The 23872-nt window shown below is 64.6% G+C and carries 30 protein-coding genes; 10 read left to right on the plus strand and 20 right to left on the minus strand.

Annotation, left to right across the window (positions count from 1 at the left end; all coding sequences use genetic code 11):
• Positions 1-32 precede the first annotated feature (32 nt).
• Entirely contained in the window at positions 33-2285 is a 2253-nt protein-coding gene (locus J3S28_RS10365; RefSeq protein WP_207840233.1) for a molybdopterin-containing oxidoreductase family protein, read from the plus strand.
• 41 nt (positions 2286-2326) lie between these two features.
• On the opposite strand, the gene J3S28_RS10370 is transcribed toward J3S28_RS10365, so the two are convergent.
• On the minus strand, positions 2327-3136 hold the full coding sequence (locus J3S28_RS10370; RefSeq protein WP_207840235.1) for an LLM class F420-dependent oxidoreductase: 810 nt from the start codon (positions 3134-3136) through the stop codon (positions 2327-2329).
• A 112-nt stretch (positions 3137-3248) separates the two neighbouring features.
• On the opposite strand from J3S28_RS10370, the gene J3S28_RS10375 reads away from it, so the two are divergent.
• A complete protein-coding gene (locus tag J3S28_RS10375; protein WP_207840237.1) occupies positions 3249-3890 on the plus strand; it encodes a hypothetical protein in 642 nt (213 codons plus the stop codon).
• Positions 3891-3899: 9 nt separating this feature from the next.
• Positions 3900-4337, plus strand: a complete 438-nt coding sequence (gene dtd, locus J3S28_RS10380; RefSeq protein ID WP_207840239.1) for a D-aminoacyl-tRNA deacylase — start codon at positions 3900-3902, stop codon at positions 4335-4337.
• 104 nt (positions 4338-4441) lie between these two features.
• On the opposite strand, the gene map is transcribed toward dtd, so the two are convergent.
• The 9 genes from map to rpsH form a co-directional block, all read right to left on the minus strand.
• Positions 4442-5233: a type I methionyl aminopeptidase gene (gene map, locus J3S28_RS10385; RefSeq protein ID WP_207840241.1), complete on the minus strand. Its 792-nt coding sequence runs from the start codon at positions 5231-5233 to the stop codon at positions 4442-4444.
• A gap of 45 nt (positions 5234-5278) precedes the next feature.
• On the minus strand, positions 5279-5824 hold the full coding sequence (locus J3S28_RS10390; RefSeq protein ID WP_207840243.1) for an adenylate kinase: 546 nt from the start codon (positions 5822-5824) through the stop codon (positions 5279-5281).
• Positions 5821-7146, minus strand: coding sequence for a preprotein translocase subunit SecY (secY, locus tag J3S28_RS10395; protein WP_207840245.1), 1326 nt, complete (start codon positions 7144-7146; stop codon positions 5821-5823). Before secY ends, J3S28_RS10390 begins: the two co-directional genes overlap by 4 nt.
• A 186-nt stretch (positions 7147-7332) precedes the next feature.
• Positions 7333-7773: a 50S ribosomal protein L15 gene (gene rplO, locus J3S28_RS10400; protein ID WP_207840247.1), complete on the minus strand. Its 441-nt coding sequence runs from the start codon at positions 7771-7773 to the stop codon at positions 7333-7335.
• A 5-nt stretch (positions 7774-7778) separates the two neighbouring features.
• Complete coding sequence (gene rpmD, locus J3S28_RS10405; RefSeq protein WP_084835423.1) at positions 7779-7958, minus strand: 50S ribosomal protein L30; 180 nt, start codon at positions 7956-7958, stop codon at positions 7779-7781.
• Between the two features lie 4 nt (positions 7959-7962).
• Complete coding sequence (rpsE, locus tag J3S28_RS10410; protein ID WP_084835422.1) at positions 7963-8631, minus strand: 30S ribosomal protein S5; 669 nt, start codon at positions 8629-8631, stop codon at positions 7963-7965.
• Positions 8632-8668: 37 nt separating this feature from the next.
• Positions 8669-9073: a 50S ribosomal protein L18 gene (gene rplR, locus J3S28_RS10415; protein WP_084895903.1), complete on the minus strand. Its 405-nt coding sequence runs from the start codon at positions 9071-9073 to the stop codon at positions 8669-8671.
• A 1-nt stretch (position 9074) separates the two neighbouring features.
• Positions 9075-9611, minus strand: coding sequence for a 50S ribosomal protein L6 (gene rplF / locus J3S28_RS10420; protein ID WP_084835420.1), 537 nt, complete (start codon positions 9609-9611; stop codon positions 9075-9077).
• Positions 9612-9623: 12 nt separating this feature from the next.
• Positions 9624-10022 (minus strand): 30S ribosomal protein S8, encoded by a 399-nt coding sequence (rpsH, locus tag J3S28_RS10425; RefSeq protein WP_084835419.1) that lies wholly within the window; start codon positions 10020-10022, stop codon positions 9624-9626.
• A gap of 387 nt (positions 10023-10409) precedes the next feature.
• On the opposite strand from rpsH, the gene J3S28_RS10430 reads away from it, so the two are divergent.
• The 3 genes from J3S28_RS10430 to J3S28_RS10440 all read left to right on the plus strand — a co-directional run bounded on the left by J3S28_RS10430 (position 10410) and on the right by J3S28_RS10440 (position 14196).
• Complete coding sequence (locus tag J3S28_RS10430; protein WP_372435984.1) at positions 10410-12167, plus strand: alpha/beta hydrolase; 1758 nt, start codon at positions 10410-10412, stop codon at positions 12165-12167.
• Positions 12168-12195: 28 nt separating this feature from the next.
• A complete protein-coding gene (locus J3S28_RS10435) occupies positions 12196-13572 on the plus strand; it encodes an AIM24 family protein (RefSeq protein WP_207840249.1) in 1377 nt (458 codons plus the stop codon).
• 108 nt (positions 13573-13680) lie between these two features.
• Positions 13681-14196 carry a DUF4262 domain-containing protein gene (locus J3S28_RS10440; protein WP_307797057.1) on the plus strand — a complete coding sequence of 172 codons (516 nt, stop codon included), beginning with the start codon at positions 13681-13683 and terminating at the stop codon, positions 14194-14196.
• 34 nt (positions 14197-14230) lie between these two features.
• Here J3S28_RS10440 and J3S28_RS10445 read toward each other — a convergent pair whose 3' ends face one another.
• The 8 genes from J3S28_RS10445 to J3S28_RS10480 all read right to left on the minus strand — a co-directional run bounded on the left by J3S28_RS10445 (position 14231) and on the right by J3S28_RS10480 (position 19136).
• Positions 14231-14416: a type Z 30S ribosomal protein S14 gene (locus J3S28_RS10445; RefSeq protein WP_023955966.1), complete on the minus strand. Its 186-nt coding sequence runs from the start codon at positions 14414-14416 to the stop codon at positions 14231-14233.
• A gap of 1 nt (position 14417) precedes the next feature.
• Positions 14418-14996 carry a 50S ribosomal protein L5 gene (gene rplE / locus J3S28_RS10450; RefSeq protein WP_084835417.1) on the minus strand — a complete coding sequence of 193 codons (579 nt, stop codon included), beginning with the start codon at positions 14994-14996 and terminating at the stop codon, positions 14418-14420.
• A 1-nt stretch (position 14997) separates the two neighbouring features.
• Positions 14998-15312 carry a 50S ribosomal protein L24 gene (gene rplX, locus J3S28_RS10455; RefSeq protein WP_207840251.1) on the minus strand — a complete coding sequence of 105 codons (315 nt, stop codon included), beginning with the start codon at positions 15310-15312 and terminating at the stop codon, positions 14998-15000.
• Between the two features lies 1 nt (position 15313).
• Positions 15314-15682, minus strand: a complete 369-nt coding sequence (rplN, locus tag J3S28_RS10460) for a 50S ribosomal protein L14 (RefSeq protein WP_110471413.1) — start codon at positions 15680-15682, stop codon at positions 15314-15316.
• 152 nt (positions 15683-15834) lie between these two features.
• Positions 15835-16107, minus strand: coding sequence for a helix-turn-helix domain-containing protein (locus J3S28_RS10465; RefSeq protein WP_207840253.1), 273 nt, complete (start codon positions 16105-16107; stop codon positions 15835-15837).
• Between the two features lie 148 nt (positions 16108-16255).
• The gene (locus J3S28_RS10470; RefSeq protein ID WP_207840255.1) at positions 16256-17287 is read right to left on the minus strand and encodes a DUF8320 family protein; all 1032 of its coding nucleotides are present in this window, start codon (positions 17285-17287) and stop codon (positions 16256-16258) included.
• Positions 17284-18504 (minus strand): sensor histidine kinase, encoded by a 1221-nt coding sequence (locus tag J3S28_RS10475; protein WP_207840256.1) that lies wholly within the window; start codon positions 18502-18504, stop codon positions 17284-17286. The genes J3S28_RS10470 and J3S28_RS10475 overlap by 4 nt, the downstream gene beginning before the upstream one ends.
• The gene (locus J3S28_RS10480) at positions 18465-19136 is read right to left on the minus strand and encodes a helix-turn-helix domain-containing protein (RefSeq protein WP_207840259.1); all 672 of its coding nucleotides are present in this window, start codon (positions 19134-19136) and stop codon (positions 18465-18467) included. Before J3S28_RS10480 ends, J3S28_RS10475 begins: the two co-directional genes overlap by 40 nt.
• 331 nt (positions 19137-19467) lie before the next feature.
• Between J3S28_RS10480 and J3S28_RS10485 the strand changes: the two genes are divergently transcribed.
• From J3S28_RS10485 to J3S28_RS10495, 3 genes are all read left to right on the plus strand, one after another.
• The gene (locus J3S28_RS10485) at positions 19468-19998 is read left to right on the plus strand and encodes an MTB12 C-terminal domain-containing protein (protein ID WP_207840261.1); all 531 of its coding nucleotides are present in this window, start codon (positions 19468-19470) and stop codon (positions 19996-19998) included.
• A gap of 175 nt (positions 19999-20173) precedes the next feature.
• On the plus strand, positions 20174-20689 hold the full coding sequence (locus tag J3S28_RS10490) for a DUF4190 domain-containing protein (RefSeq protein ID WP_207840262.1): 516 nt from the start codon (positions 20174-20176) through the stop codon (positions 20687-20689).
• Complete coding sequence (locus J3S28_RS10495) at positions 20686-21201, plus strand: VOC family protein (protein WP_207840264.1); 516 nt, start codon at positions 20686-20688, stop codon at positions 21199-21201. The genes J3S28_RS10490 and J3S28_RS10495 overlap by 4 nt, the downstream gene beginning before the upstream one ends.
• Positions 21202-21227: 26 nt before the next feature.
• Here J3S28_RS10495 and J3S28_RS10500 read toward each other — a convergent pair whose 3' ends face one another.
• Together J3S28_RS10500 and J3S28_RS10505 are read right to left on the minus strand one after the other, a co-directional pair.
• Complete coding sequence (locus tag J3S28_RS10500; RefSeq protein WP_207840800.1) at positions 21228-21968, minus strand: SDR family NAD(P)-dependent oxidoreductase; 741 nt, start codon at positions 21966-21968, stop codon at positions 21228-21230.
• A gap of 72 nt (positions 21969-22040) precedes the next feature.
• The gene (locus J3S28_RS10505; RefSeq protein ID WP_307797022.1) at positions 22041-23036 is read right to left on the minus strand and encodes an alpha/beta hydrolase; all 996 of its coding nucleotides are present in this window, start codon (positions 23034-23036) and stop codon (positions 22041-22043) included.
• Positions 23037-23138: 102 nt separating this feature from the next.
• On the opposite strand from J3S28_RS10505, the gene J3S28_RS10510 reads away from it, so the two are divergent.
• Complete coding sequence (locus J3S28_RS10510; protein WP_207840266.1) at positions 23139-23726, plus strand: TetR/AcrR family transcriptional regulator; 588 nt, start codon at positions 23139-23141, stop codon at positions 23724-23726.
• The last annotated feature ends 146 nt before the right edge of the window (positions 23727-23872 follow it).

The raw sequence follows: 23872 nt of genomic DNA on the forward strand, positions 1-23872 counted from the left end.
CAGATGTGAGACGGATCACCAGGGAGCTGCTCATGGCCGAGAACAAAACCACCTTCTGCCGAATCTGCGAACCGCTGTGCGGGATGATCGCCACCGTCGAAGACGGCAGGTTGCTGTCCCTGCGGCCGGACAAGGAGAACCCCCTGTCGAAGGGGTTCGCCTGCCCGAAGGGAATCGCCTTCAGCGAGATCGTCAATGACCCCGATCGAGTGCTGCACCCGCTTCGAAAGAACGAATTCGGCGAGTTCGAACAGGTCTCGTGGGACACCGCGATGACCGAGATCACCGAGAAACTGGCGGCGGTACACAAGCGCGACGGAGCGTCCGGTATCGGTTGGTACTTCGGCAATCCCGCGACCTTCTCGACCGGCCACACCCTCTGGGTCGCCAACTTCACCACGCTGCTCGGCACGCCCCACGTCTACTCCGCAGGCTCTCAGGACGTGAACAACCGCTTCGTGGCCAGCCACTTTCTCTACGGCACCCCGGTCGCCGCGCCCATACCCGACATCAACCGTGTCCAGTTCCTCGTCATCATCGGCGCCAACCCTGTTGTCTCGCATGGCAGCGTGATGAGTTCGCCGCGTATCCGCGAGGGGCTCACCGCGATCACCAAGCGCGGCGGTCGGGTCTTGGTCATCGACCCGCGTCGCACCGAGACGGCCCGAGAGTTCGACTGGCAGCCGATCGTCCCCGACACCGACGCCCTGTTGCTGCTGTCGTTGCTCCACGTGATGTTCGACGAAAAGCTCGCCGACGACGACCGGCTCCGCGACCAGGCCACCGGGGTGGCGGCCATCAAGTCGCTGGCGGCGAAATATCCGCCGGAGCTGACCTCGGAGCGCACCGGCATCGACGCGGACACCGTGCGGGACCTCGCCCGCACCTTGGTGCTCACCGACCGCGCGGCACTATACGGCCGGGTGGGCACCTCACTCGGCCGGACCGGCACCCTGACCACGGCGCTGCTCGACATCGTCAACCTCGTCGCAGGCAACCTCGACACGGTCGGCGGCTCGATGTTCGGCGACCTGGGTGTACCCGGACAGCGGGCCGGGGTCACTGCCCTGCAGCATGTTTCGAACTTCGCGTGGAACGGTCGGCGCAGTCGGGTCGGCGGTCTGCCGCAGGTCCTCGGCACTGCACCGGCGTCGCTGATGGCCAAAGAGATGCTGACCCCGGGCAAGGGACAGCTCAAGGCACTGTTCGTCAGCGCGGGCAATCCGGTGCTGTCGGTGCCGAACGGCGACGAACTCGTCAAAGCCCTCGGCGGGCTCGACCTGATGGTGTCGCTCGACTTCTATCAGAACGAGACCAATGCCCACGCCGACTACATCTTGCCGACGACCACCATGTACGAGCGGGCGGACTTCCTGATCCCCTTCCAGCCTCTGTTCACCACACCCTTCAAACAGGCGACCGACGCGGTCATCCCGCCCATGGGCGAAGCCCGCGAGGAGTGGCAGATCGTCAACGAGCTCGTGGGCGCGCTCGCTCCCCAGGCACCGGCACTCCGTGGGCTGCACCTGTTCAACAAGCTCGCCGACCGGATCGGCAAACCCTGGACACCGACAAGACTCTCGGATCTGGTGGTCCGGCTGGGAACGGGTGGGGATCGCTTCGGATTACGCCGCGGCGGACTCACGTTCAAGCGGCTGCTCGACAAGTTCCCGCACGGCACCATCGTCGCCGACCATCTCGAACCCGGTCAGTTGGGTAAGTTCGTCACCCATCGGCATCGCAGGATCCGCCTCGACGCGCCCGAATTGCTCGCCGAGATCGACCGTCTCGATCCAGACGTCGACCCGTCGTACCCGTTGCGGCTCATCGGGATGCGGGAGATCCGATCGGAGAACAGCTGGCAGCACAATGCACCCATGCTCCTGCGCGGTGGTCGCGCTCACACCGCCCGAATGCACCCTGCGGACGCGAGCGCTCGCGGCCTCGACGAAGGCGACCTGGTCACGGTGACGTCCAGGCACGGGCAGATAGCCCTGCCGATCAGCGTCACCGACGACATCAAACCCGGGGTCGTCGCCATTCCTCACGGCTGGGGACACAACGGCACCGGTGGCTGGACGAAGGCGAATGACGCCGCGTCCACTGACCTCGGCAGCGGAGGGGCGAACGTGAACGCACTCATCTCGTCCGATCCCGAGGATCTCGAACGACTCGCCGGCATGGCGAACATGACCGGCGTGCCCATCGAGGTGACACCGCTGGAGCCTTCGATTCGCGCCCACCTGGCCGCCCAAGCTCCGGAATTGGTGGATTCTGGCGAGTAAAACCGCAGGTCGAACTCACCAGAACCCACCAAGATCGGGGGTCAGATCAGTTTGGCGAGCTCTTCGACGATGTCGACGTCACCCAGGATCTGGATGGCGACGTGGTCGGCGCCCTGACCGAGGTGTGAATCGAGCTGTTCACGGACCACCTCCGCGCTGCCGTGCGCGACGAGTGCGTCGATCAATGCATCGGAACCACCGTCGGCGATGTCGGCATCGGTGTAGCCAAAACGCTTGAGGTTGTTCGTGTAATTCTGCAGATGCAGGTACGGCTGGTCCACGTAGGGCCGTCCGACCGACCTCGCGAGTTCGGCGTCCTCGGTGAGTACCACCTTGTGCTCGGGTGCCAGGAACTTGTCCGGGCCGAGGATCTTCCGGGCGTACTCGGTGTGAGCTGCTGGTACGAGATATGGGTGCGAGCCGAGCGCGCGGTCTCGGGCCAGACGCAACATGCGGGGCCCCAGGGCTGCGATCACCCTGCGGTCCGCGGGAACCCCACCCTCATCGAGGACGTCGAGGTAGGCGACCAGCGAGTCGTAGGGACTTCTGTACTCCTGGACGGCCTCCGGATGGCTGACTCCGATTCCCAGCAGAAAGCGGCCGGGAAAATCAGTCTCGAGCTGGGCGAATTGCTCAGCGATCTGCGCGGCTTCGGTGTTCCAGATGCTCGTGATACCCGTCGCCACCCGGATCGACGACGTCGCCTCGAGGATGGTGCGCGCCGGCGTCAGCGACCGCGGCGAACCGCCCAGCCAGATCGTGCCGTAGCCGAGTTTCTCGATCTCCAGTGCCTGTTGCGGGGATATCGCCGAAAAGCCGGCCCACACCCCATGAGTTCCGAATCCAGTCATACTTCAATGCAACTCCCCCACCGCGGCGACCATTCCACTGGGCGTCATTCGCGCGCAGCAATTGTGTCGCGAGACGACGGATACCAGGACACATGTCCGTAGTGTCGCCCGCATGCGGATGACCGTCGTTCTCGCTGCTGCGCTCCTGACAGGTCTCGTCGGCTGTACGTCCGGGCACGAGAACTCGACCGACCAGACTGCAACATTCGACTCCGTGACCGAGATTCGGACGATCGCGCCGGTGGACGCAGGCGGCAACGCGACGCCCGGTTACACCGGACGGAACGTACCGACGTTCGCACCGCTCGACTGCTTCACCGACATCACCGGTGGCCTTCGCTGCTCAGACACTCCGGAAGGCCTTCGCTTCTGCGTCGAGGCCGGCCAGACCACAGCGGCGTGCCTGGCCGATCCGCGAGATACCGAATTCGGCTATGTGGGAGCAACACTCACGTTCATGACCGACGTCAGCCCATATGTTCCCGCAGGTCTCGACCTGGCCGACGGCTCGCACTGCACCCTCGGCCGCAATCCGATGGCCATGGCGACCGGAAACACACAGTTCGTCCACGTCTACGGCTGCACGGACGGCCCGACCCAGGGTGTGTACGTGCAACCCCTGGCTGAGATCGGAAATCCGGTGCGGAACGTCATCGACCGCACGTCGGATCGGTGGACGGTGCAGGGCGGTGACGACACCGGCCCGACCCGAACGGTGGAGGTGGCCGTCGCCTACGAACTGTTCAGTCGCTAGGTTGGCTGGATGAGGGCAGTGCTGCAGAGGGTCACGTCGGCGTCGGTGAGCGTCGACGGTCAGGTGATCGGCGAGTTGACCATCCCTGCCGGTGCCCACGGACTCGTCGCGTTGATCGGCGTCACGCATGACGACACCCCAGACACCGCTGCCAAACTCGCCGACAAGATCTGGCGACTCCGCATCCTGGCGGGCGAGAAGTCCGCCGCAGACCTCGGTGCACCCGTTCTCGTCATCAGCCAATTCACCCTGTACGCGAACACCGACAAGGGGCGGCGCCCGTCGTGGAATGCGGCAGCGCCCGGCTCGGTCGCCGAGCCACTTGTCGACGCAGTGGTCGCGGCGCTGAAAGCATCGGGAGCACAGGTCGAGACAGGCAGATTCGGCGCGAGCATGCAGGTTTCGTTGGTGAACGACGGCCCGGTCACCATCGAACTCGAGGTGTGACTCGGCCCTGGCGCCCTGAGATCGTCCCCATCTGCGGCCATGAATGGCATAGTGCCCTCGAACACCCGCCAGGGGGACGATGTCAGGGAGATTTCGAGGTGGGCCTACGGGCGCGTGGTGAGAATCCGCGGACCATCGCCGGTGACGACCACCGTGTGCTCCCAGTGCGAAGCCCTGGTGCCATCGTCGGTGATCACGGTCCAGCCGTCGTCCAACTCGGTGGTGTCGACGGTACCCAGCGAGAGCATCGGCTCGATCGCCAACGTCGAACCGATCACCAGGACCGGCCCGCGGCCCGGCTTACCCTCGTTGGCGAGGAATGGGTCGAGGTGCATCTGTCTGCCAATACCGTGGCCGCCATAACCGGCAACGATCCCGAAAGTCCGACCGAAGGTCTTTTCCGCTGCGCGCGTTGCGGTTTCGATCGCGTGGGAAATGTCGGTGAGCCGGCCGCCGTCGACCATCGCGGCGATGCCGGCGTCGAGGGCTTGCTGGGTGGCGGCGTTCAGATCCTGGTCGGCCTGTGACAACTCGCCGACGCCGAACGTCCAGGCCGAATCGCCGTGCCAGCCATCGAGTATCGCGCCGCAGTCGATGGACACCAGGTCGTGCTCGGCGAGAATCACATCCTTTGACGGGATGCCGTGCACCACAACCTCGTTCACCGAGCTGCAGATCGAACCAGTGAAGCCGTGATAGCCGAGGAAGGACGGGACCGCGCCTGCGTCGCGGATCACCGACTCTGCGATCTGATCGAGCTCCAGAGTGCTCACCCCGGGCCGCGCAGCGTCCCGCACTGCCACCAGGGCGTTGCCGACGATGGCGCCGGCCGCGGCCATGGCGTCGATTTCACCGGCGCTACGAAACGGCACCGGCTTGGGCTTACGAAAACCCATTCTCACACCTGCGCATTCTCGAACTGTGCCGCGAGGGCCGAAACGTCAGGCACTCAGAGCGCGGAGCACGCGCTGATGCACCTCGTTGACGTCGCCCATCGCGTCGATCGTCTTGACCGTGTCGGCGTAGTACTCGAGCAACGGCGCCGTCTCGCGCAGGTAGACATGCATGCGGTTGCGGATGACCTCTTCGGTGTCGTCCGCGCGGCCTCGGGCCAGCATGCGCTTGACGACGACATCCTCGTCGACGCCGAAGGACAACACTGCGTCGAGCTTGGTGTCGAGCTCGGACAGGATCTCGGTGAGCGCATCCGCCTGCGCCGTCGAACGCGGGAAACCGTCGAGAATGAAACCCTTGGTCGCATCGGGCTCGGCGACGCGCGCACGCACCATGTCGACGGTGATCTCAGACGGCACGAGGTTTCCGGCATCCAGGTACTTCTTCGCCTCGACACCGATCGGGGTGCCCTGCGAGATGTTGGCGCGAAACAGGTCGCCGGTCGAGATGTGCGGGATACCCGCGCTCTCGGACAGCAGTTCTGCCTGCGTACCCTTGCCGGCTCCGGGTGGGCCGAGAATAACCAGTCTCACTTCAGGAACCCTTCGTATTTACGCTGCATGAGCTGCGAATTGACCTGTTTGACGGTGTCCAGACCGACACCGACCATGATCAGCACCGCGGTGCCGCCGAACGGAATATTCTGCACACCACCCGAATTGCCGATCTCCAAGAAGAGGTTGGGGAGAACCGCGATGGTGCCGAGATAGATCGAGCCGGGCAGCGTGATCCGGCTGAGCACATAGCCGAGATAGTCGGCCGTCGGCTGACCCGGCCGGATACCGGGGATGAAGCCGCCGTACTTCTTCATCTCGTCGGCGCGTTCCTGCGGATTGAACGTCACCGCCACGTAGAAGTACGTGAAGAAGATGATCATGAGGAAGTAGATGAGGATGTACACCGGGTTGCTCGGATCCACCAGGTAGGTCTGGATCGCGCGCTGCCACCACGATGGCTCCTCGGTCTGACTCTGCGTCAGCTGCAGGATCAGGTTGGGGAGATACAGCAGCGACGACGCGAAGATGACCGGGATGACGCCGGCCTGGTTGACCTTCAGCGGCAGGTACGTCGACGATCCGCCGTACATCTTGCGGCCGACCATGCGTTTGGCGTACTGCACCGGGATCCTGCGCTGGCCCTGCTCGATGAACACCACACCGGCCACGATCGCGAGCGCCGCCAGGATGACCAGGAAGAACACCAGGCCACCGCGGGTGTCAAGGATGGTCTTGCCCTCGGCCGGGATACGCGCGGCGATGCCGGCGAAGATCATCAGCGACATACCGTTACCGATGCCACGTTCGGTGATCAGCTCGCCGAACCACATGACCACACACGCCCCCGCCGTCATCACCAAAACGATGATGAAGAGGCCGAAGATGGACTGGTCCCGCAGGATCTGGTCACCGTTCTGGCAGTCTCGCAACAGATCACCGCGGTCGGCGAGTGCGACGATGCCCGTCGACTGCAGCAACGCCAGGGCCACGGTGAGGTAGCGCGTGTACTGCGTCATCTTGGCCTGGCCGGACTGACCTTCCTTACGCAGCTGCTCGAATCGTGGGATCACCACGGTCAGGAGCTGGACGATGATGCTGGCCGTGATGTACGGCATGATGCCGATCGCGAACACCGACAACTGGAGCAGGGCTCCGCCGGAGAACATGTTGATCAGGGAGTAGATGCCTGCGGAATCTCCACGCGAGACATCGTCGAGACATTGTTGGACCTGCTGATAGTCCACACCGGGCGACGGGATCGTCGCGCCGAGACGATAAAGAATGATGATTCCCAGAACGAAGAGAATCTTCCGCCTCAGGTCGGGTGTCCTGAAGGCCGATATGACGGCGGAACGCACTAACTCCTCCTGGGCAATGTCGCTCCGGCAGCAGCGTTGCACCGGGCTACAAACAACTCTTGAACTCTAACAGTCACCTTGTTGGAACCACGTTGGGTGACCGCCGGAGTGACGGACGACGCAGCGATGATGCCGCGCCGTCCGCCACTGTAGCGAGTCCTGGGTGATCGATGGACTACGGCCGACCTACAGGACGGTCGTGGATCCGCCCGCGGCGGCGATCTTCTCGGTGGCAGAGGCGGAGAACTTGTTGGCGGTGACCTGCACGGCCACCGTCAGCTCTCCGTCGCCGAGCACCTTGACCAGTTCGTTCTTGCGAACGGCGCCCTTGGCGATGAGGTCCTCGACACCGATCGTGCCCCCGTCGGGGAACAGCCGGTTGATGTCGGCGAGATTCACGACCTGGTACTCGACCCGGTTGCGGTTGGTGAAGCCCTTGAGCTTCGGCAGCCGCATGTGGATGGGCATCTGCCCACCCTCGAAACGAGCAGGCACATTCTTGCGCGCCTTGGTGCCCTTGGTGCCGCGACCCGCGGTCTTACCCTTGGATCCCTCACCACGACCCACACGGGTCTTCTCTGTCTTCGACCCCGGAGCGGGGCGAAGGTGATGCAATTTGATTGTCATTGCGGTTAAACCTCTTCGACTGTCACGAGGTGCCGAACCGCTTTGATCAATCCACGGTTCTGGGCGTTGTCCTCGCGGGTGACGGTCTGGCGGATCTTTCGGAGACCGAGGGTCCGCAGGCTGTCACGCTGATTGCTCTTCTGCCCGATGGTGCTCTTCACCTGGGTGATCTTCAGCTCTGCCATGTCGTTATGCTCCCTGTCCTGCACGGGCACGCAACATACCGGCCGGAGCGACGTCCTCGATCGGCAGTCCGCGACGTGCGGCCACCTCTTCGGGACGCTGCAGCAGCTTGAGCGCAGCCACGGTCGCGTGCACGACGTTGATCGAGTTGTCGCTGCCGAGGCTCTTGCCGAGGATGTCGTGGACACCCGCGCACTCGAGCACGGCACGCACCGCGCCACCGGCGATCACACCGGTACCGGGGCTGGCCGGACGCAGCATCACGACACCGGCAGCGGCTTCGCCCTGCACGGGGTGCGTGATGGTCGCGCCGATCATCGGGACGCGGAAAAAGCTCTTGCGAGCTTCCTCGACACCCTTCTGGATCGCGGCAGGGACCTCTTTGGCCTTGCCGTAGCCGACGCCGACCAGTCCGTTGCCGTCACCGACGACGACGAGGGCGGTGAAGGAGAACCGACGTCCACCCTTGACCACCTTCGAGACGCGGTTGATGGCAACCACGCGCTCGAGCTGGTTTTTGTCTTCCCGGCCGCCGCCGCGCTGGTTGTCGCGCCGATCGCGGTTGCCGCCGCCACCGCGGCGGTCGCCGCCTGCGTTGTTGGCGTTCGGGTCATTGCTGTTGCTTCCGGCGGGTCCGCTTCCGGTACCGCCGTCACGCCGCTGACGTCCCGGCATCAGATGGTCCTTCCGTTGCAAGTATTCGTATCAATCATCAGAACTCGAGCCCTCCCTCGCGGGCGGCGTCCGCCAGAGCGGCGATACGACCGTGATAGCCGTGGCCACCGTGGTCGAACACCACGGTCTGCACGCCGGCAGCCTTGGCGCGGGCGGCGATCAGTTCGCCGACCTTCTTGCTCTGTGCCGACTTGTCACCGCCGGCACTGCGCACGTCTGCCTCGATGGTCGAGGCGGCGGCGAGGGTATTGCCTGCGAGGTCGTCGATCAACTGCACGTGGATGTGCCGTGACGACCGCTTGATGGCCAGCCGGGGACGCTCAGGAGTGCCGCTGACCTTCTTGCGCAGCCGGAAGTGGCGGCGGTTGTTGGACACCCGGCGACGGGTGGAGACGTCCTTGCCCAGGGGCAGACGCTTTGGCTTTACTGTTGCTTCACTCATGTCACTTACCCGTCTTTCCGACCTTGCGACGGATCTGCTCACCCTCGAAGCGAACGCCCTTGCCCTTGTACGGGTCCGGACGGCGCAGGCGGCGGATGTTCGCCGAGATCTGTCCGACTTGTTGCTTGTCGATTCCCGAAACCGAGAACTTGGTGGGCGATTCCACCGCGAAGGTGATGCCCGCAGGCGCCTTGATCGGCACCGGGTGGCTGTACCCGAGCGCGAACTCGAGGTCGCTGCCCTTGAGCGCGACACGGTAACCGACACCGAAGATCTCCAGCTTGCGGACATATCCCTCGGTGACGCCGGTGACCAGGTTGGCAACCAGGGTGCGGCTCAAACCGTGCAGCGCACGGTTCTTGCGCTCGTCGTTGGGACGGGTCACCACAATGGTGTTGTCCTCAACAGCGACATTGATCGGTTCCGAGATGTCAACCGACAGAGTCCCCTTGGGGCCCTTGACGTTGACGGTCTGGCCATCGATCTTCACGTCTACTCCGGCCGGGATGGCGACCGGGTTCTTTCCAATACGCGACATTGTTTTTGCCCCTTACCAGACGTACGCGAGGACTTCGCCGCCCACGCCCGCGCTGGCGGCTTGGCGGTCGGTCAGCAGACCCGAGGACGTGGAGATGATCGCCACGCCCAGGCCACCGAGCACCTTGGGCAGATTGGTGGACTTTGCGTAGACCCGCAGGCCCGGCTTGGAGACGCGACGCAGGCCGGCGATGCTCCGTTCGCGGGTGGGGCCGTACTTCAGAGAGACGACGAGGCTCTTACCGACCTCTGCGTCCTCCGTGCGGTAATCGGTGATGTAACCCTCGCGCTTGAGGATCTCGGCGATGTTGGCCTTGATCTTCGAGGCGGGCAGGGTCACCTCATCGTGGTACGCCGAGTTGGCGTTGCGCAGACGAGTCAAGAAGTCTGCGATCGGATCAGTCATGGTCATAACAGACCGTCAACCTTTCTCGCGGCGGTTCCCATGCAGCATGCGCGTACCGGTTCCCGTGAGCGCTTGCGCGCCGTGGGCCTCGCACGTCACATCGTGGGCCTACTACGAAGTGAGTTTTGCGTCCTGACCGACCGTTGCCGGTCAGGGGTGTTGCTCCCCCGAGTCCACGGATGCACTCGCGAGTTTTCAAAGCTCGATGGCCAAGAAAAATGGTGGTCACCAGGGGCGTTTTGGACGTGCGCGAACACATCCCACCCTGGGCAACCGTTCTAGTGTAGGGAACACCGCTGCTCAGGCCAAATTGCTCGAGATCGCCGACCTGCTTTGAAGGGGAAACCGAGGGCGGGCTCCGCTGATACGGTTGCGAATCCTAAACAGCAGGGAGTGCACCCGGTGGCAGCGGACAACGACATCTCCACAACGGACAACTCCGGTGCCCGTGCACCTGGGGAGCCCGTAGACCCGCAGGTATCCGACGAGACATCGGCGGACAATCCTGAGCCGTCGTGGTGGCGTCGACACCTGCAGCGGTACGCATACGCCGGCATGGTGGCCGCCGTCGTGTTCCTCTGGTTGTCGCTGACACCGTCACTGCTTCCGCGGGGCCCATTGTTCCAGGGTGTCGTCAGTGGCGGCTCCGCTGCGCTGGGCTATTGCCTCGGCGTGTTCTTCACCTGGCTCGTGCGGTTCATGATCTCGCGGGACGAACCCTGGCGCAGCGCAGGCCGGGTGGCCTGGCTCGCGCTCGCGGCGTCCGCGGTGGTCGGCACGTCGCTGATGCTCGTCTGGTTCGCTTCGTGGCAGAGCGAGATCCGCGACCTGATGGGGGTCGATCACCTGAGCTGGAGTGCGTACCCGACGATCGCGGTGGTCGGGCTCATCGTGTTCTTCCTTCTAATGTCTCTGGGTCAGGGCTTCGGGTTCGCGGTGCGATGGTGCGTACGACAGCTCAACAAGGTCGCGCCGCCACGGATCTCCGCGGTCATCGGTGCTGGTGTCGTCGTCGTTCTGACGGTGTTCATCCTCAACGGGGTGATCGTGAACTACTCGATGCAGGCCCTCAATGCCAGCTTCGCCGCCGCAAACGACGAAACAAAGGCCGACTCGTCGCCACCGACATCCTCACTCCGTTCCGGCGGCCCCGGGTCGCTCGTGTCCTGGGATTCGCTCGGCCGCGAAGGTCGGGTGTTCATCTCGAAGGGCCCGGACGTCGAGGCTTTGACCCGGTTCAACGGTGTTCCCGCCACCGAGCCGATCCGCGTGTACGCCGGCCTCGAGTCCGCCGAGTCGGTCCGCGAGATCGCCGAACTCGCGGCCGAAGAACTGGTCCGGACCGGCGGCCTGGAGCGCCAGGTGGTCGCGGTCGGATCCAGCACCGGTAGCGGCTGGCTTAACAAGGGGACCGTGGATTCACTCGAATACATGTACAGCGGCGACACCGCCATCGTCAGCATGCAGTATTCGTACCTCCCGAGCTGGCTGTCGTTCCTCGTCGACAAAGAGCGTGCCCGGCAAGCCGGCCGAGCACTCTTCGAGGCAGTCTCCGAACGGGTCCAGGCCATCCCGGAGGCACAGCGCCCGAAGCTGGTGGTCTTTGGAGAGAGTCTCGGGTCGTTTGCCGGCGAGTCCGCCTTCGGCAGCATCCCGGCGCTGGCCGCGCGCACCGACGGTGCACTCTTCAGCGGTCCGACGTTCAACAACACGCTGTGGAACGACACGACGACGGATCGTGATGCCGGATCGCCCCAGATCCTCCCCATCTACGACGACGGCAGCCAGGTCCGGTTCATCGCCGATGAAACAGACCTCGACCGACCGGATGCGCCGTGGAAGCAGTCACGGATCGTCTACCTGCAGCACGCCAGCGACCCGATCGCCTGGTGGAGTCCCCGGTTGATCCTGAACGAGCCGGACTGGTTGAAGGAAGCCCGCGGCGACGACGTCCTGTCGTCGACCCGGTGGATCCCGTTCGTGTCGTTTTTGCAGGTCTCGGCGGACTTGGCCGTGTCGACCGATGTCCCCGACGGCCATGGTCACGATTACCTGTCCGCCATCCCTTACGCGTGGGCCGCGATTCTCGACCCGCCGGGATGGAACCAGGCGAAAACCGAGGCACTGGTCCCGCTACTGAATCGAGACTGACCCACCGCCTGGAACAATGGAGCAGGCCATGAGAGAACTCGCTCCGGGAGAGAACGCTCCCCTACCGTCACCGCAGGTCAGCGTGACGGTCACCTGTGCGTCGCCGGTCAACACGTCGGCGGTGCTGCTGACCACATCCGGACGGGTCCGCTCGGACGACGACCTGATCTTCTACAACCAGGCCTCCGGTCCTGGTGTCAGTTACAGCAGTGCCGGTCGAACAGACGTGATCACCATCGACACCACGCGCCTGCCCCGCGACATCGAGACGGTCGCGATCACCGCCAGCCTCGACGGCACCGGGCCCACCACCTTCGCGACGGCGGGCACGCTTCGGGCCGAGCTCCGCGACGGCTCCGGCGCTCCCACGGTCTCGTTCACCCCGGCGCAACTGACCTCCGAGGCCGGTGTCGTATGTATGGAGGTCTACCGGCGCGGCGACACCTGGAAGGTCCGCGCCGTCGGCCAGGGATACGACGACGGACTCGCGGGTCTGGCCAGGGCCTTCGGGATCCAGGTCGACGACGATCCGGGGACCACGCCGCCCACACCCGACCCGATGCCGTGGCCGCCGGCAAGCCAGAACCCAGCACCACCCCAGCAATACGGCCATATGCCGACCCCAGCACCTCAGCCTCAGCCTCAGCCTCAGCAACAGGGAGTTCACGCCATGAACAGTGACCTTTTCAATCCCGCCCACGCCGAGGTGTCCGGCAGTGGCATCCAGAAGCAGGGCAGCAAGATGTGCCGCGTCGGGATGAACGGCGAGGTGATGGCACGGTCCGGGTCGATGGTCGCCTATCAGGGCGATCTGAAGTTCGAGGCGCTCGGCTCGGGCGGCATCAGCCGCGCCATCCGGAACACCCTGACCGGCGAGGGTGTGCCGCTGATGAAGGTGACCGGACGGGGCGACCTGTTCCTCGCCGACGCGGCCAGCGACGTCCACCTCATCGACTTGGACGGCTCCGACGGTTTGACCATCAACGGGGCCAACGTGCTCGCGTTCGACTCCACGCTGACCTACGACGTCAAACGCGTCCAAGGTGCCGGCGCGCAGGGCAACGCCGGACTGTTCAACTGCGTCTTCACCGGTCGCGGCCGCATCGCGATCACCACCGACGGCAACCCGGTGGTCCTGACCGTCGATCAGCAGACCTTTGCCGACCCGAACGCCGCCGTCGCGTGGTCGTCGAGTTTGCAGACCAGCGTCAAACGCAACGACTCCTTCAATCTCGGGACGCTGATGGGTCGCAGCACCGGTGAGCGTTTCACCCTCGCGTTCAGCGGACAGGGTTTCGTCGTCGTCCAGCCCTCCGAACTCCCGCCGGGCGGACTCATCGGCGGCACCGGCGGCGGCAGCCAATCCGGTGTGCAAGGCGGCCTCGGCGGTTTGCTCGGGCGGTAGGGACCCACCCAACACCCCCAGGGGCGCCAGAAAAAACCCCCTGTACCACCACCTGGTTTTGCCTGGAACGACTGGGTTTGTTGTTGATGAAACGCGACCATCGGCAAGATCCGAGCTCACGGATGGGCGGTCACAGCCGTCAGCGACAAGTGCGAGTGCGACTCCGCCGGCTGCTCTCCACCCGACTGCTCCTTCGGCTACACGACCGGCCTGGGGTTGCACGCCCTTCCCGAACTGGCGGTGTACGGGTTAGACGCCGCAACGAGTTTCGGCGTTCTCAATGAACTCGGCGACCTGCTCCACGGATACGAGTGGACCGACATCGTCGACAACGGCGTCGCGATGACCCTGCGGTCCATTGAGGTCCCGGTCCGATTGATCGAGATCGTCGACAAGAGTGACCTGTTGGATGGACGAATACTCGCTCCGCCCGGATCATCAGCTCGTGAAGGGCGTGCCCCCGTTGGGCGGCAGCAGGACCGGGGGTCCGCGAGTCATCTCACCCGCGGCGGGGCTGAACAGAGCGCAACGACGACAGGCCGCGCGCCGACGCCGGAGGTAGCAACCCGGCAAACGCTCCGGATACACAAAGACGCTCCACCTATAGGTGGAGCGTCTTTGTAAAAGTGGAGCGTTTGAGAGCCGTGAGGCTACTCAGTCACCAGCTGCTCTTCTGCACACCGGGCAGCTCGCCCGCGTGTGCCATCTCGCGCAAGCAGATACGGCACAGGCCGAACTTGCGGAAGACCGAGTGCGGGCGTCCGCAACGGTTGCACCGGGTGTAGCCACGCACGGCGAACTTGGGCTTCTTGTTGGCCTTGTTGACCAGAGCCTTCTTTGCCATGTCAGTTGTCCTTCACGTTGGGGTCTTTGAACGGGAAGCCGAGCTGACGCAGCAGTGCCCGACCTTCGTCATCGTTGGTCGCGGTGGTGACGACGGTGATGTCCATGCCGCGGGGCCGATCGATGTTGTCGATGTTGATCTCGTGGAACATCGACTGCTCGTTGAGACCGAAGGTGTAGTTGCCGTTGCCGTCGAACTGGCGATCGCTCAGACCGCGGAAGTCCCTGATACGGGGCAGCGCGATGGAGACGAGCCGGTCGAGGAACTCCCACATGCGATCGCCACGAAGAGTGACGCGCGCACCGATGGGCATGCCCTCACGCAGCTTGAACTGCGCGATCGACTTGCGGGCCTTGCGGACCTCTGGCTTCTGGCCGGTGATCAGCTCGAGGTCTTTGACCGCGCCGTTGATCAGCTTGGAGTCACGGGCAGCGTCGCCGACGCCCATGTTGACGACGACCTTGACCACGCCGGGGATCTGCATGACGTTGTCGTACTGGAACTGCTCGTTGAGCGCGTCCTTGATCTCCGCGCGGTAGCGGAGCTTCAGCCGAGGCTGGATCTTCTCAGTGGTGCTCATGTCAGATGTCCTTCCCGTTCTTGCGGGAAATGCGGACGCGCTTGCCGTTGTCGTCGGTGCGGTAGCCGATGCGCGTCGGATTGCCGTCGGAATCAACAACCATCACGTTCGAAACGTGGATGGCGGCTTCCTGGGTGACGATGCCGCCCGAGGATGCGCCGCGTTCATTCTGCGAGGCGGAGGTGTGCTTCTTGATGCGGTTGACGCCTTCGACGAGGATGCGGTTACGCGAGGGGTAGGACTCGATGACCTTGCCCTTGGCGCCCTTGTCCTTGCCTGCGACGACGATCACGGTGTCACCCTTGTGAACCTTCATGTCAGAGCACCTCCGGAGCCAGCGAGACGATCTTCATGAACTTCTTCTCGCGCAGCTCGCGGCCGACCGGGCCGAAGATGCGGGTTCCGCGAGGATCGCTCTCGTTCTTGATGATGACGGCGGCATTCTCGTCGAACTTGATGTACGAACCATCCGGACGACGGCGCTCCTTGGTGGTGCGCACGATGACCGCCTTGACGACCTCTCCCCGCTTGATGTTTCCGCCGGGGATGGCGTCTTTGACAGTGGCGACGATGACGTCCCCGATGCCGGCGTAGCGCCGTGACGAGCCTCCGAGCACGCGGATGCACAAGATTTCCTTGGCACCGGTGTTGTCGGCAACCCGCAGGCGTGACTCCTGCTGGATCACTTTTTCTCCTTGACCTGGTTTGCAAATATGCCCGCCGGATTTCCGACCCGACGCGCGCGGTCTTGCCACCCGAGACATGAGAGTGTCCAGGCAACCGGTCTAGTGTAGGGAACTCGCTGGTGGAAACCAAATCACGTCGCAGCGAACCCGCTTCACCAGTCGTCGAGCGCCGTGATCCCGTCCTGGATCGCACGGGCCAGTAACTGCGCCTTCGTCCGGGCCGGACGGCCCACGAGATCGTACTTTCCGCGGATCCTGGTGATGTGCGTGCTGACAGTCGCCGAGGTGATGAACAGTGCGGCGGCCGCTTCCCCTTTCGAATCGGCCGCGAACCATGCGAGAAGGACCTCGATCTCCCGAGCCGACAACGGCGGGATCTGGTCTTCCGGAACCAACGGCGCCGAGAAGTAGCTGTCCACACTCATCTGAAACTCTTTCCGGTGTCATCTGTCGATGTCATCGGCGCAAGAAACACCCGAGACCTGGTCGAGTTCGGCTTCGCCGCTGCTGACCACCCAAGATTAGGAAGCCGCGTCCTCTGCAGTAAGTCCCAGTCCTGGGGGATAAAAAGGCCTATCGCGCGGCCACCGCGTCCGCCCCATACGAATGTCGGAACACCTTCGCCCCGGTGTCGACGATGACCGTGACGAGGAACGGCCGCCCCGGCGGTTGGACGCGAACGGTGACCTCTCCGCCCACTGCGTCGTCGAGGTGTCGCGCGACCGCCTCCGTCAGACGCGTCCGAGTCGAATCACCCGCGCCTTCCAGTCCTCCGTCGTCGAGCAGCACAACCCGCACACCCCGTTCGCGCGCCGCCCACGCCGCGGCGGCCACCACAGGACCGGCGAGCGAGCGGGCCCGGATGCCGTCGCGCAACCTCGCCTCGACGAGCGCCGCCTCCGCGAGTTGTCCGTCTGTCATCGCGGTTCGGTTCGTCATCGGCTCAAGCAGGGGCCTGGCCATGGTGTTCAGCCTTTTCAACTGGAGATCGCGTTCGACGCGCGACGCCGTTGCCGCGGCCTGTGCCGCCACCTGCCGCACGGATTGGGCCCTGAGCTCGTAGATGGCTGCCGCCGCGGGCCGCAGGAGATAGGCGAAGAACGTTGCCATCAACATCACCGCTACGTTCCCGAGGCCCTGGCCCACGGCCGACAGTGGCCCCTGACCTGTATTGACCCCCCACACGGCCAGTGCCAAGAACGACCCCGCCAACGCGAGCCACGCCAATGCCACCCTGCCCCGCACACACATGAAAGAGCAGAGCACCACGCTCCCGCCAAGCGGCGGCCCCAGCTGCAAGCTGTTTCCGGGGGGCACGGCCAGGGCCGGCAGTACGAGGGCGAAGATCATCGTGGGTGCCGCTGAGATCATCAGCGCAGGCCGCAGTGGGAGTGGATCGCCCGAGGCGAACAGCAGGGTTGTTATACCTACCGCCAGTACCAGGAATCCCGCGACCAGCGGCCAGACCGATCGCACCTGCTCGAGGGTGCCCAGCGTGGTCACCAGGTATCCGAGCAGCAGGAGAGCGCCGACCACCACGGCGCCGCGCGACTGCATCCCGATGATCGTCGACGCGTCCTCGCGACGTTCCTGAGCAAACCTCACGATCGCGCCGCCCAGCCCACCTGAACCGACGTGCCGCCGCCGGGCCGGGCATCGATCAGGGCTGACCCGCCGTCGATCTGCACCATGCGCTGGATGATGCTCACCTCAATGCCCAGCCGTCCCGGCGGCACCCTGACCGGGTCGAACCCGACGCCGTTGTCGGCCACCACCGCCCGCACCTCGGCCTCGTGGATCTCGATCACCGCGACACGATCAGCGTCGGGCCCGGCGTGGATCGAGCTGTTTCGAGAGGCTTCGCCGATCGCCTCTCCGAGCGCCCGGACCGCCGCCGCCGGGTACTGGATGTAGGCCGCTTCGGGGTGGATGCGTACCTCCGTCTCGAACAGATCCGATGCCGTCGAGACCGCTGCGCGCAGGCTCGCCGCCACGTCGGCCGACCGCCACCAGTTCTCTTGCTGATCATCGGGCAATGACAATCGATCCAGTTCAGAGAGCGCCGCCGAGGCCTGCTTGGCGAGCTTCTCGCTGCCGTTTGCCCCCTCGGCGGCCAGTAGGGTCGCGAGCACATGATCGTGGGTCAGTGAATCGAAGCGGGCGCGCTCGGCGCCCTGGGCCTTGCTCGCGGCAGCCGCGGCAGTGACCTGCTGGGCATTTGCGCGGGTCGCGTCGAGCAACTTTCCTGTGCGTAGTGCCATGATTGCCGCGACCAGGAACACCATGCTGAAGGTAACCGCCCACATGGTCTCGTAGACGAGCTGCGCCCCGATGGCATCGCGGCCACCGCGACCGAGTTCGTTGACGAAGGCGACTGCGGCGCTGACGAACACCAGATGCACGAACGTCCACGCCGGACGCCACGCCAAGGCCGCCGCCAGGCTGGTGAGACCGGAGAAGTTCACCAGCCATGTACTGCGTGAGGAGTCGATGAGCTGGTCGTTCCAAGCGGGCAGCCACAGCAGCACTGCGATCGGATACCCGCAGGCGCACGCCGCACCCCACCGAGGTAGCCAACGCAGGTCCGCCCAGAACGTACTCAGCAGCAACGCGATTCCAGGCCCGAATGCAAGGATCAGGGCCACAGGTGTCCACCACGGGGCGACGATCGCTGCATCGGGACCGATCTCCGGCAGGGCCACGAGCAGGTAAGCCAGGAATCCGACACCGATGAATCGCGCCATCACGCGCAGAACGCGATCGCCGTCGCCGGAGTCGTCGGTCACTGCTGACGAATGCGGTGCAGCGGGGTCGGCAGCCATCCATCCTCCACAGCGCGTTTGAACAGGTCGAGTTTGGTGTGCGCAGGACGCCCTGCCTCGGCATAGCGCTGCCGAATGCGTTTGAGGTACTCGTTCACCGTGTCGGTCTGCAGGCCCAGAGACTCGCCCACACTGGCCGAGGTCTCGCCGGACGCGTAGAGCGCCAGTACCTTCTGGAGTTGCGGCGACAGTTCCACGGCGTCGAGTCTCGGGTCGGCGTCGATGGCCGCGGCCCATTCGGTGGTGAGCACCTCGTGTCCGGCAGCGGCTCGCCTGATGGCTTCGACCACAACCCCTTCCGGAGCGGATTTGAGAATGACCCCAAGGGTGCCCGCGCGAGCGGCTGATCGCAGAAGGTCTGGATACTCACCCGAGGTGTAAACGATGGTGTGGATACCTCGCGCAGCCAGCCGTTCGACGTTCTCTCGGGGCGTGGTGCCGTCCGTCAGCCGCAGGTCGAGGACCACCACGTCGAGCGGGAGATACTTCTCGAGCAATTCAGCCACGCTGGTCGCGGCCCCCGCGAACTCGAGGTCGTCGAGACCATCGACGACTCGTTCGATACCCCAGACCGGAGACAGGTGATCGTCGACCATCCCAACCCGGCGAACCGCCGAACCCACGCCCGTCATTGCACAGACTCCTCGACCTCACAGTTCGTACCAACTTATCGTGCGCTCGCGGAACCTGCTCGCCACCAATATATTTCGCAATGCTCAAGACCTAGAGGTAGCCGGCGATCGACAGCGGATTGTCGCCGACCGGAAGTCAACTATTGCCCACGCCTTATGCGAGGCCGGATTGTGCAGGGTGAGTCTGCGGTGTTTTCGCCGGTGCTGGGCCTGCTCCCGGCCCGCGGATGAGGCGCCACCGACAGCGAACACCGTCACTGCAGCATGACCCCGGGGCCCCGCGGGACCTAGGTTAGTGTTGGCTTACCAACCAGGTGTCGAGGAGTGAGAAATGAACATTCGCAAGAGTATGGCCACGGCTGCCCTCATCGGTCTGGCCGCGTTCGGTGCCGCCGCGTGCAGCGACGACAGCAGCTCAGACTCGTCCACGACGACGAGTTCGGCTGCCGCCGAGACATCGGCCGAGGCCTCGACGTCGAGTGGTTCGAGCGCGGGCAGTGAAACCGCGAGTGCACTGGAGGTCACCGAAGCCCAAACCACCTTGCGCACCGTCCTCTCGCCCGACACCGACCCCGCCGAGTCGGCGAAGCTGGTCGACTCGACCGACCCCGGGATCGGGATGCAGCTGTCCGGACTCGCGCGCGGCTTCACCGCGGCCGGCTATACCCCCGACAAGTTCACCGTCACCACCGTGACCGCCGACGGGGCCGATACGGCGACCGCGAACGTGGAGGTCGCGAGCCCTCACACACCTGCGCCCGTCGCCATGCCGGTCACCTTCGTCAACGCCGGCGGGCAGTGGAAGCTCTCGTCCACCTCGATCACCGATCTCGCCTCGATGGGTGGCAGCCACGGCGGCTGATCCGACGGCACACTCTGACGATGCCCGGCCGCGTTCACGTGGCCGGGCATCGCTGTATCTGCTCCCCGGCCACCTGCAGCCCTCTCGGTCTCCCCGTCCTTCGAACGTCGGACAGCTCCACCGGCGCCCGCCGAGCCTCCTTTAAACTGGCCGACACAGTCGACGAGAGGCACCGATGACCGATGCTGACGGGGCGGATCGGAGCACTGGTGGGGATCGGAGCACCGGGCCGGATCTGAACAAGTACCCTTCACCGCCCGCGGCCGATGCCGAGTATTGGCAGCCGTACGACCCTTACACGCCGTACCAGGCCGACCCCCTCGCCGCCCTCGATCAGCTGTATCCGCCCTACCCTGTCGCGTACCCGTCGAGTCCCTTTCCGGGGCCCTACTCCCCCAATCCCTACCTGATGGCTCCACATCTGACGGCTCCGCCGAAGACGAACGCCATGTCGACTGCGGCCATGGTCTGCTCACTGGTCGCCATCCCGGGTGTCTTCATGTGCTTCGGGGTGGCACTCGCGCCAGTCGGTGTGGTCCTCGGCATCATCGGGCTCGGACAGATCAGAGACCGACCGAACGAATCCGGCGATGCGCAGGCGTGGACCGGAATCATCGTCGGCGGGTTGCTGACCCTGTTCTGCGTTCTCATCGGCGTGCTGTGGTTCGCCTTTGCTCTGGACGGCCTGTGACGCCGCCGTATGCTTATGGGCCGATCTTCCAACTCGCCTGGGTCGTGGCCGACATCGCGGCCGCCGAGAAAGAGTTCACGGCGCGCTATGGCGTCGACTCCTGGCTCCGCATCCCGGACGTCGCGTTCACGCCCGAACGCTGCACCTATCGCGGACGGCCCGCCGACTACACCATCCACGTGTCGCTCGGTTATGCCGGTGGCCAACAACTCGAACTCATCGAACCGGTGGCCGGTGACAATCTGTACACCGAGTTCCTGAGCTCCCGTGGACCAGGCCTGCATCACGTCGCCTGGATTCCGGAAAACTTCGACCGCACCGTCGAACAATTGCGCACCGCCGGAGTCGACATCGTTCAATCAGGCGAATTCTCCGGCGTGGGAATGGAATTCGTCTACATCGAGGGGAATGCCCTCGGATCGTACGTCGAACTGATGAAGCTCTCGGACGACATGCGGTCGATGTTCGACGGCCTGGTGCCGCGCGGGTACGCGAACCCGTGGCAGCGTTGAGCCGATCGGTCGGACCTCCCCCGAGGTCAGTCGGCCGAGCGCCCGTTGTCGACGGCGTACACGGCGCCGTGCACCGCGGAAGCGTCGTCACTGGCCAAGAAGGCGATGAGTGTGGCCACCTCGGCGGGTTTCGACATGCCCCGCGGTGATGCGGTCCGCATGATGAGGTCGAAGTCGGCGCCGTCAGGTGCGACGAAATTGCTGACCTGCGGGGTCAGCATGCCGCCCGGACAGACCGCATTCACCCGAACGGCGGTGTGGGCGTACTCGACGGCCAAGGCCCTGGTCAGTCCCACGAGTCCGTGTTTGGCGGCGCAGTATCCTGCCGAATATGCCTGCCCCTGCGTTCCCGCGGTCGAGGCGACATTGACGATGTTGCCGCCCGTCTGCACGAGATGCGGCAGGGCAGCGCGGCTCAGGAAGAACGGGCCGTTCAGGTTGACGGCGAGGTCACGGTGCCACTCGTCGTCGGTGACCGTGGCGGTATGCCGCATGGTGTGCGCACCCGCGACGTTGACGAGCGTGTCGATACGGCCGAATTCCGCGACGGTGTCTGCGATCGCGTCGGCGCAGGCACCGGGATCGGCGAGGTCGGTGATACGCCACCGGCCCTGCGGCACCTCGGCGAACACCTCGGACAAACGACTCTCGTCTCGTGCGAGACCGTGAACTCGCGCGCCACGAGCGGACAACAGTCGGACGACGGCGGCTCCGAGTCCCGACGATGCCCCGGTCACGACCGCGACCTTTCCGGCGAGCGCGGACATGCCAGGGTTCTGCACGGCATCGGTCATGCGACTATATAAGCACGTCCGCTTAACGGGAGGGTGATGGTCAGCTCAGATGTCGAGCGCCTCGGCGATCGTCGGCCAGGACCGATGGAGGTCTTCATTCCAGTAGCCCCAGGAGTGCAAGCCTTCGCGGTAGTCGAACGTGATCTCCACACCTGCGGCGTCAGCCTTCGCTTCGAAGGACTGGGTGCACGCCAGGGCCGCCGCCTCGAGGACACCGCCGACCGGCGAAGCCAGACCCGCCAGTCCCAGCGCCGGATCGGGCAGCCCATTGCCGACCGCCACGTAGAGCGGTTTTCCGCGCAAAGCCGCAATGTTCACCCCTGGGTCGTGCGCCTCCCACGTTTTGTTGTAGACCGACCCCCACATGTTCTCCGGTTCGCCGCCCCGGGTCCGAACCGATCCCGTGGTCGCGTTCTGCGCCGCGGGATCGCCGAGATCGAGGCAGCCACTGAGCAGCGCAGCACCGGCGTACAGGTCAGGGTTGCGGACCGCGAGCATCATTGCGCCCGTCGCCCCCATCGACAGTCCCTCCACGGCGTTGCGACCGTTGCCCTGGAACGTCGCATCGATCAACGGTGGGAGTTCTTCGACCAGAAATGTCTCCCACTTGTTCCTGCCGAGAGCAGGGTCATCGCGCTGCCAGTCGGTGTAGTAACTCCCGGTACCGCCGATCGGCAGTACGACGTTGACATTCTTGTCGGCCATGAAGTCGACGATGTCCGTGTACTGGGTCCATCCGCTCTCGGTGTACCCGCTGTACACGCCGGCGTCGATTCCGTCGAGCATGTAGAGGGTGGGACGCTTCGCGCTCGGCCCAGGCTTCGCCGGCAGGAGTACGTCGACCCGGACGGCTCGACGCATGGCGTGCGAGAAGACCGTGAGCTCGGCCCGATGCGGCGTGGCCATGACCATCGCTCGCATCTCCGCCGGCTCGACCAGTTCTCGACCGGCCGGGTCGGCAGAGGCTGTCGAAAGCACTCCAAGCTCACAAATGACACAGAGGATCACTGCAGTTACGATCACCGAAAGCTGCCGTCTCACTTGCGATTCCCCCGAACGTCGGTACCCACGAATGCGCCATCCGGCAGTAGTAAACCATGTCAACGCTCGTCGTGAAGAGCGGACGATAAGCTCGGAGGTCACATGGCAGACAACGGGGCCGACCACAGGAAACGCGAGTTGCTCGACGCCGCCGAGCGGCTGATCGCGACGCGCGGCTATGAGGTGCCCCTGCGGGACGTTGCCGTGGCCGCCGGACACCGCAACAACTCGGCCGTGCAATATCACTTCCGCAACCGCCAGGGACTCATCGCAGCGGTTGTGGCCCGCCGCCTCGGCCCGATGGAACGCGAACGGGCGAAGATGCTCGAAAGTTTTGCCGCACAAGGTAAACAACCGGCAGTCCGCGACCTGATCGAAGTGCTGGTGTTGCCCATCCTGCAGATGAAGGGCACACATTATGCCCGTTTTCTGGAGGCCATCCGTCCGCACTGGCCCGACGAATCCATTCCGACGGGTTACACCGAATGGCCGAAAGTTCTTGACCAACTAAACAAATCGATCAGGGCCGACAAACCGGCCAGGATTCGCCGCGTCACAGCAGTCGCGACCGCCATGTTCTCGCTCATCGCCGACTACGAACGGCGCACCGAACTCGGTGAGCAATCCGACTCCGAGCCGGACGAGATCGTCGACATGCTCAGCGCAATGATGACCGCAGGACTTGCCTGACGTCGCAGGGTTGCTGTAATGCGCTTAGCCACGCAAACTTCCACCGAAGTCGACTTACGTTTCCCACCTTCCGTCGCAGGGTAACGAAACCAGAAGCGTTTGCGATGTACCTGTGTAGCACGTAGCCCCTGTGCGCATCTAACTTC

Source organism: Williamsia soli (assembly GCF_017377795.1).
Classification (GTDB): Bacteria; Actinomycetota; Actinomycetes; order Mycobacteriales; family Mycobacteriaceae; genus Williamsia; species Williamsia soli.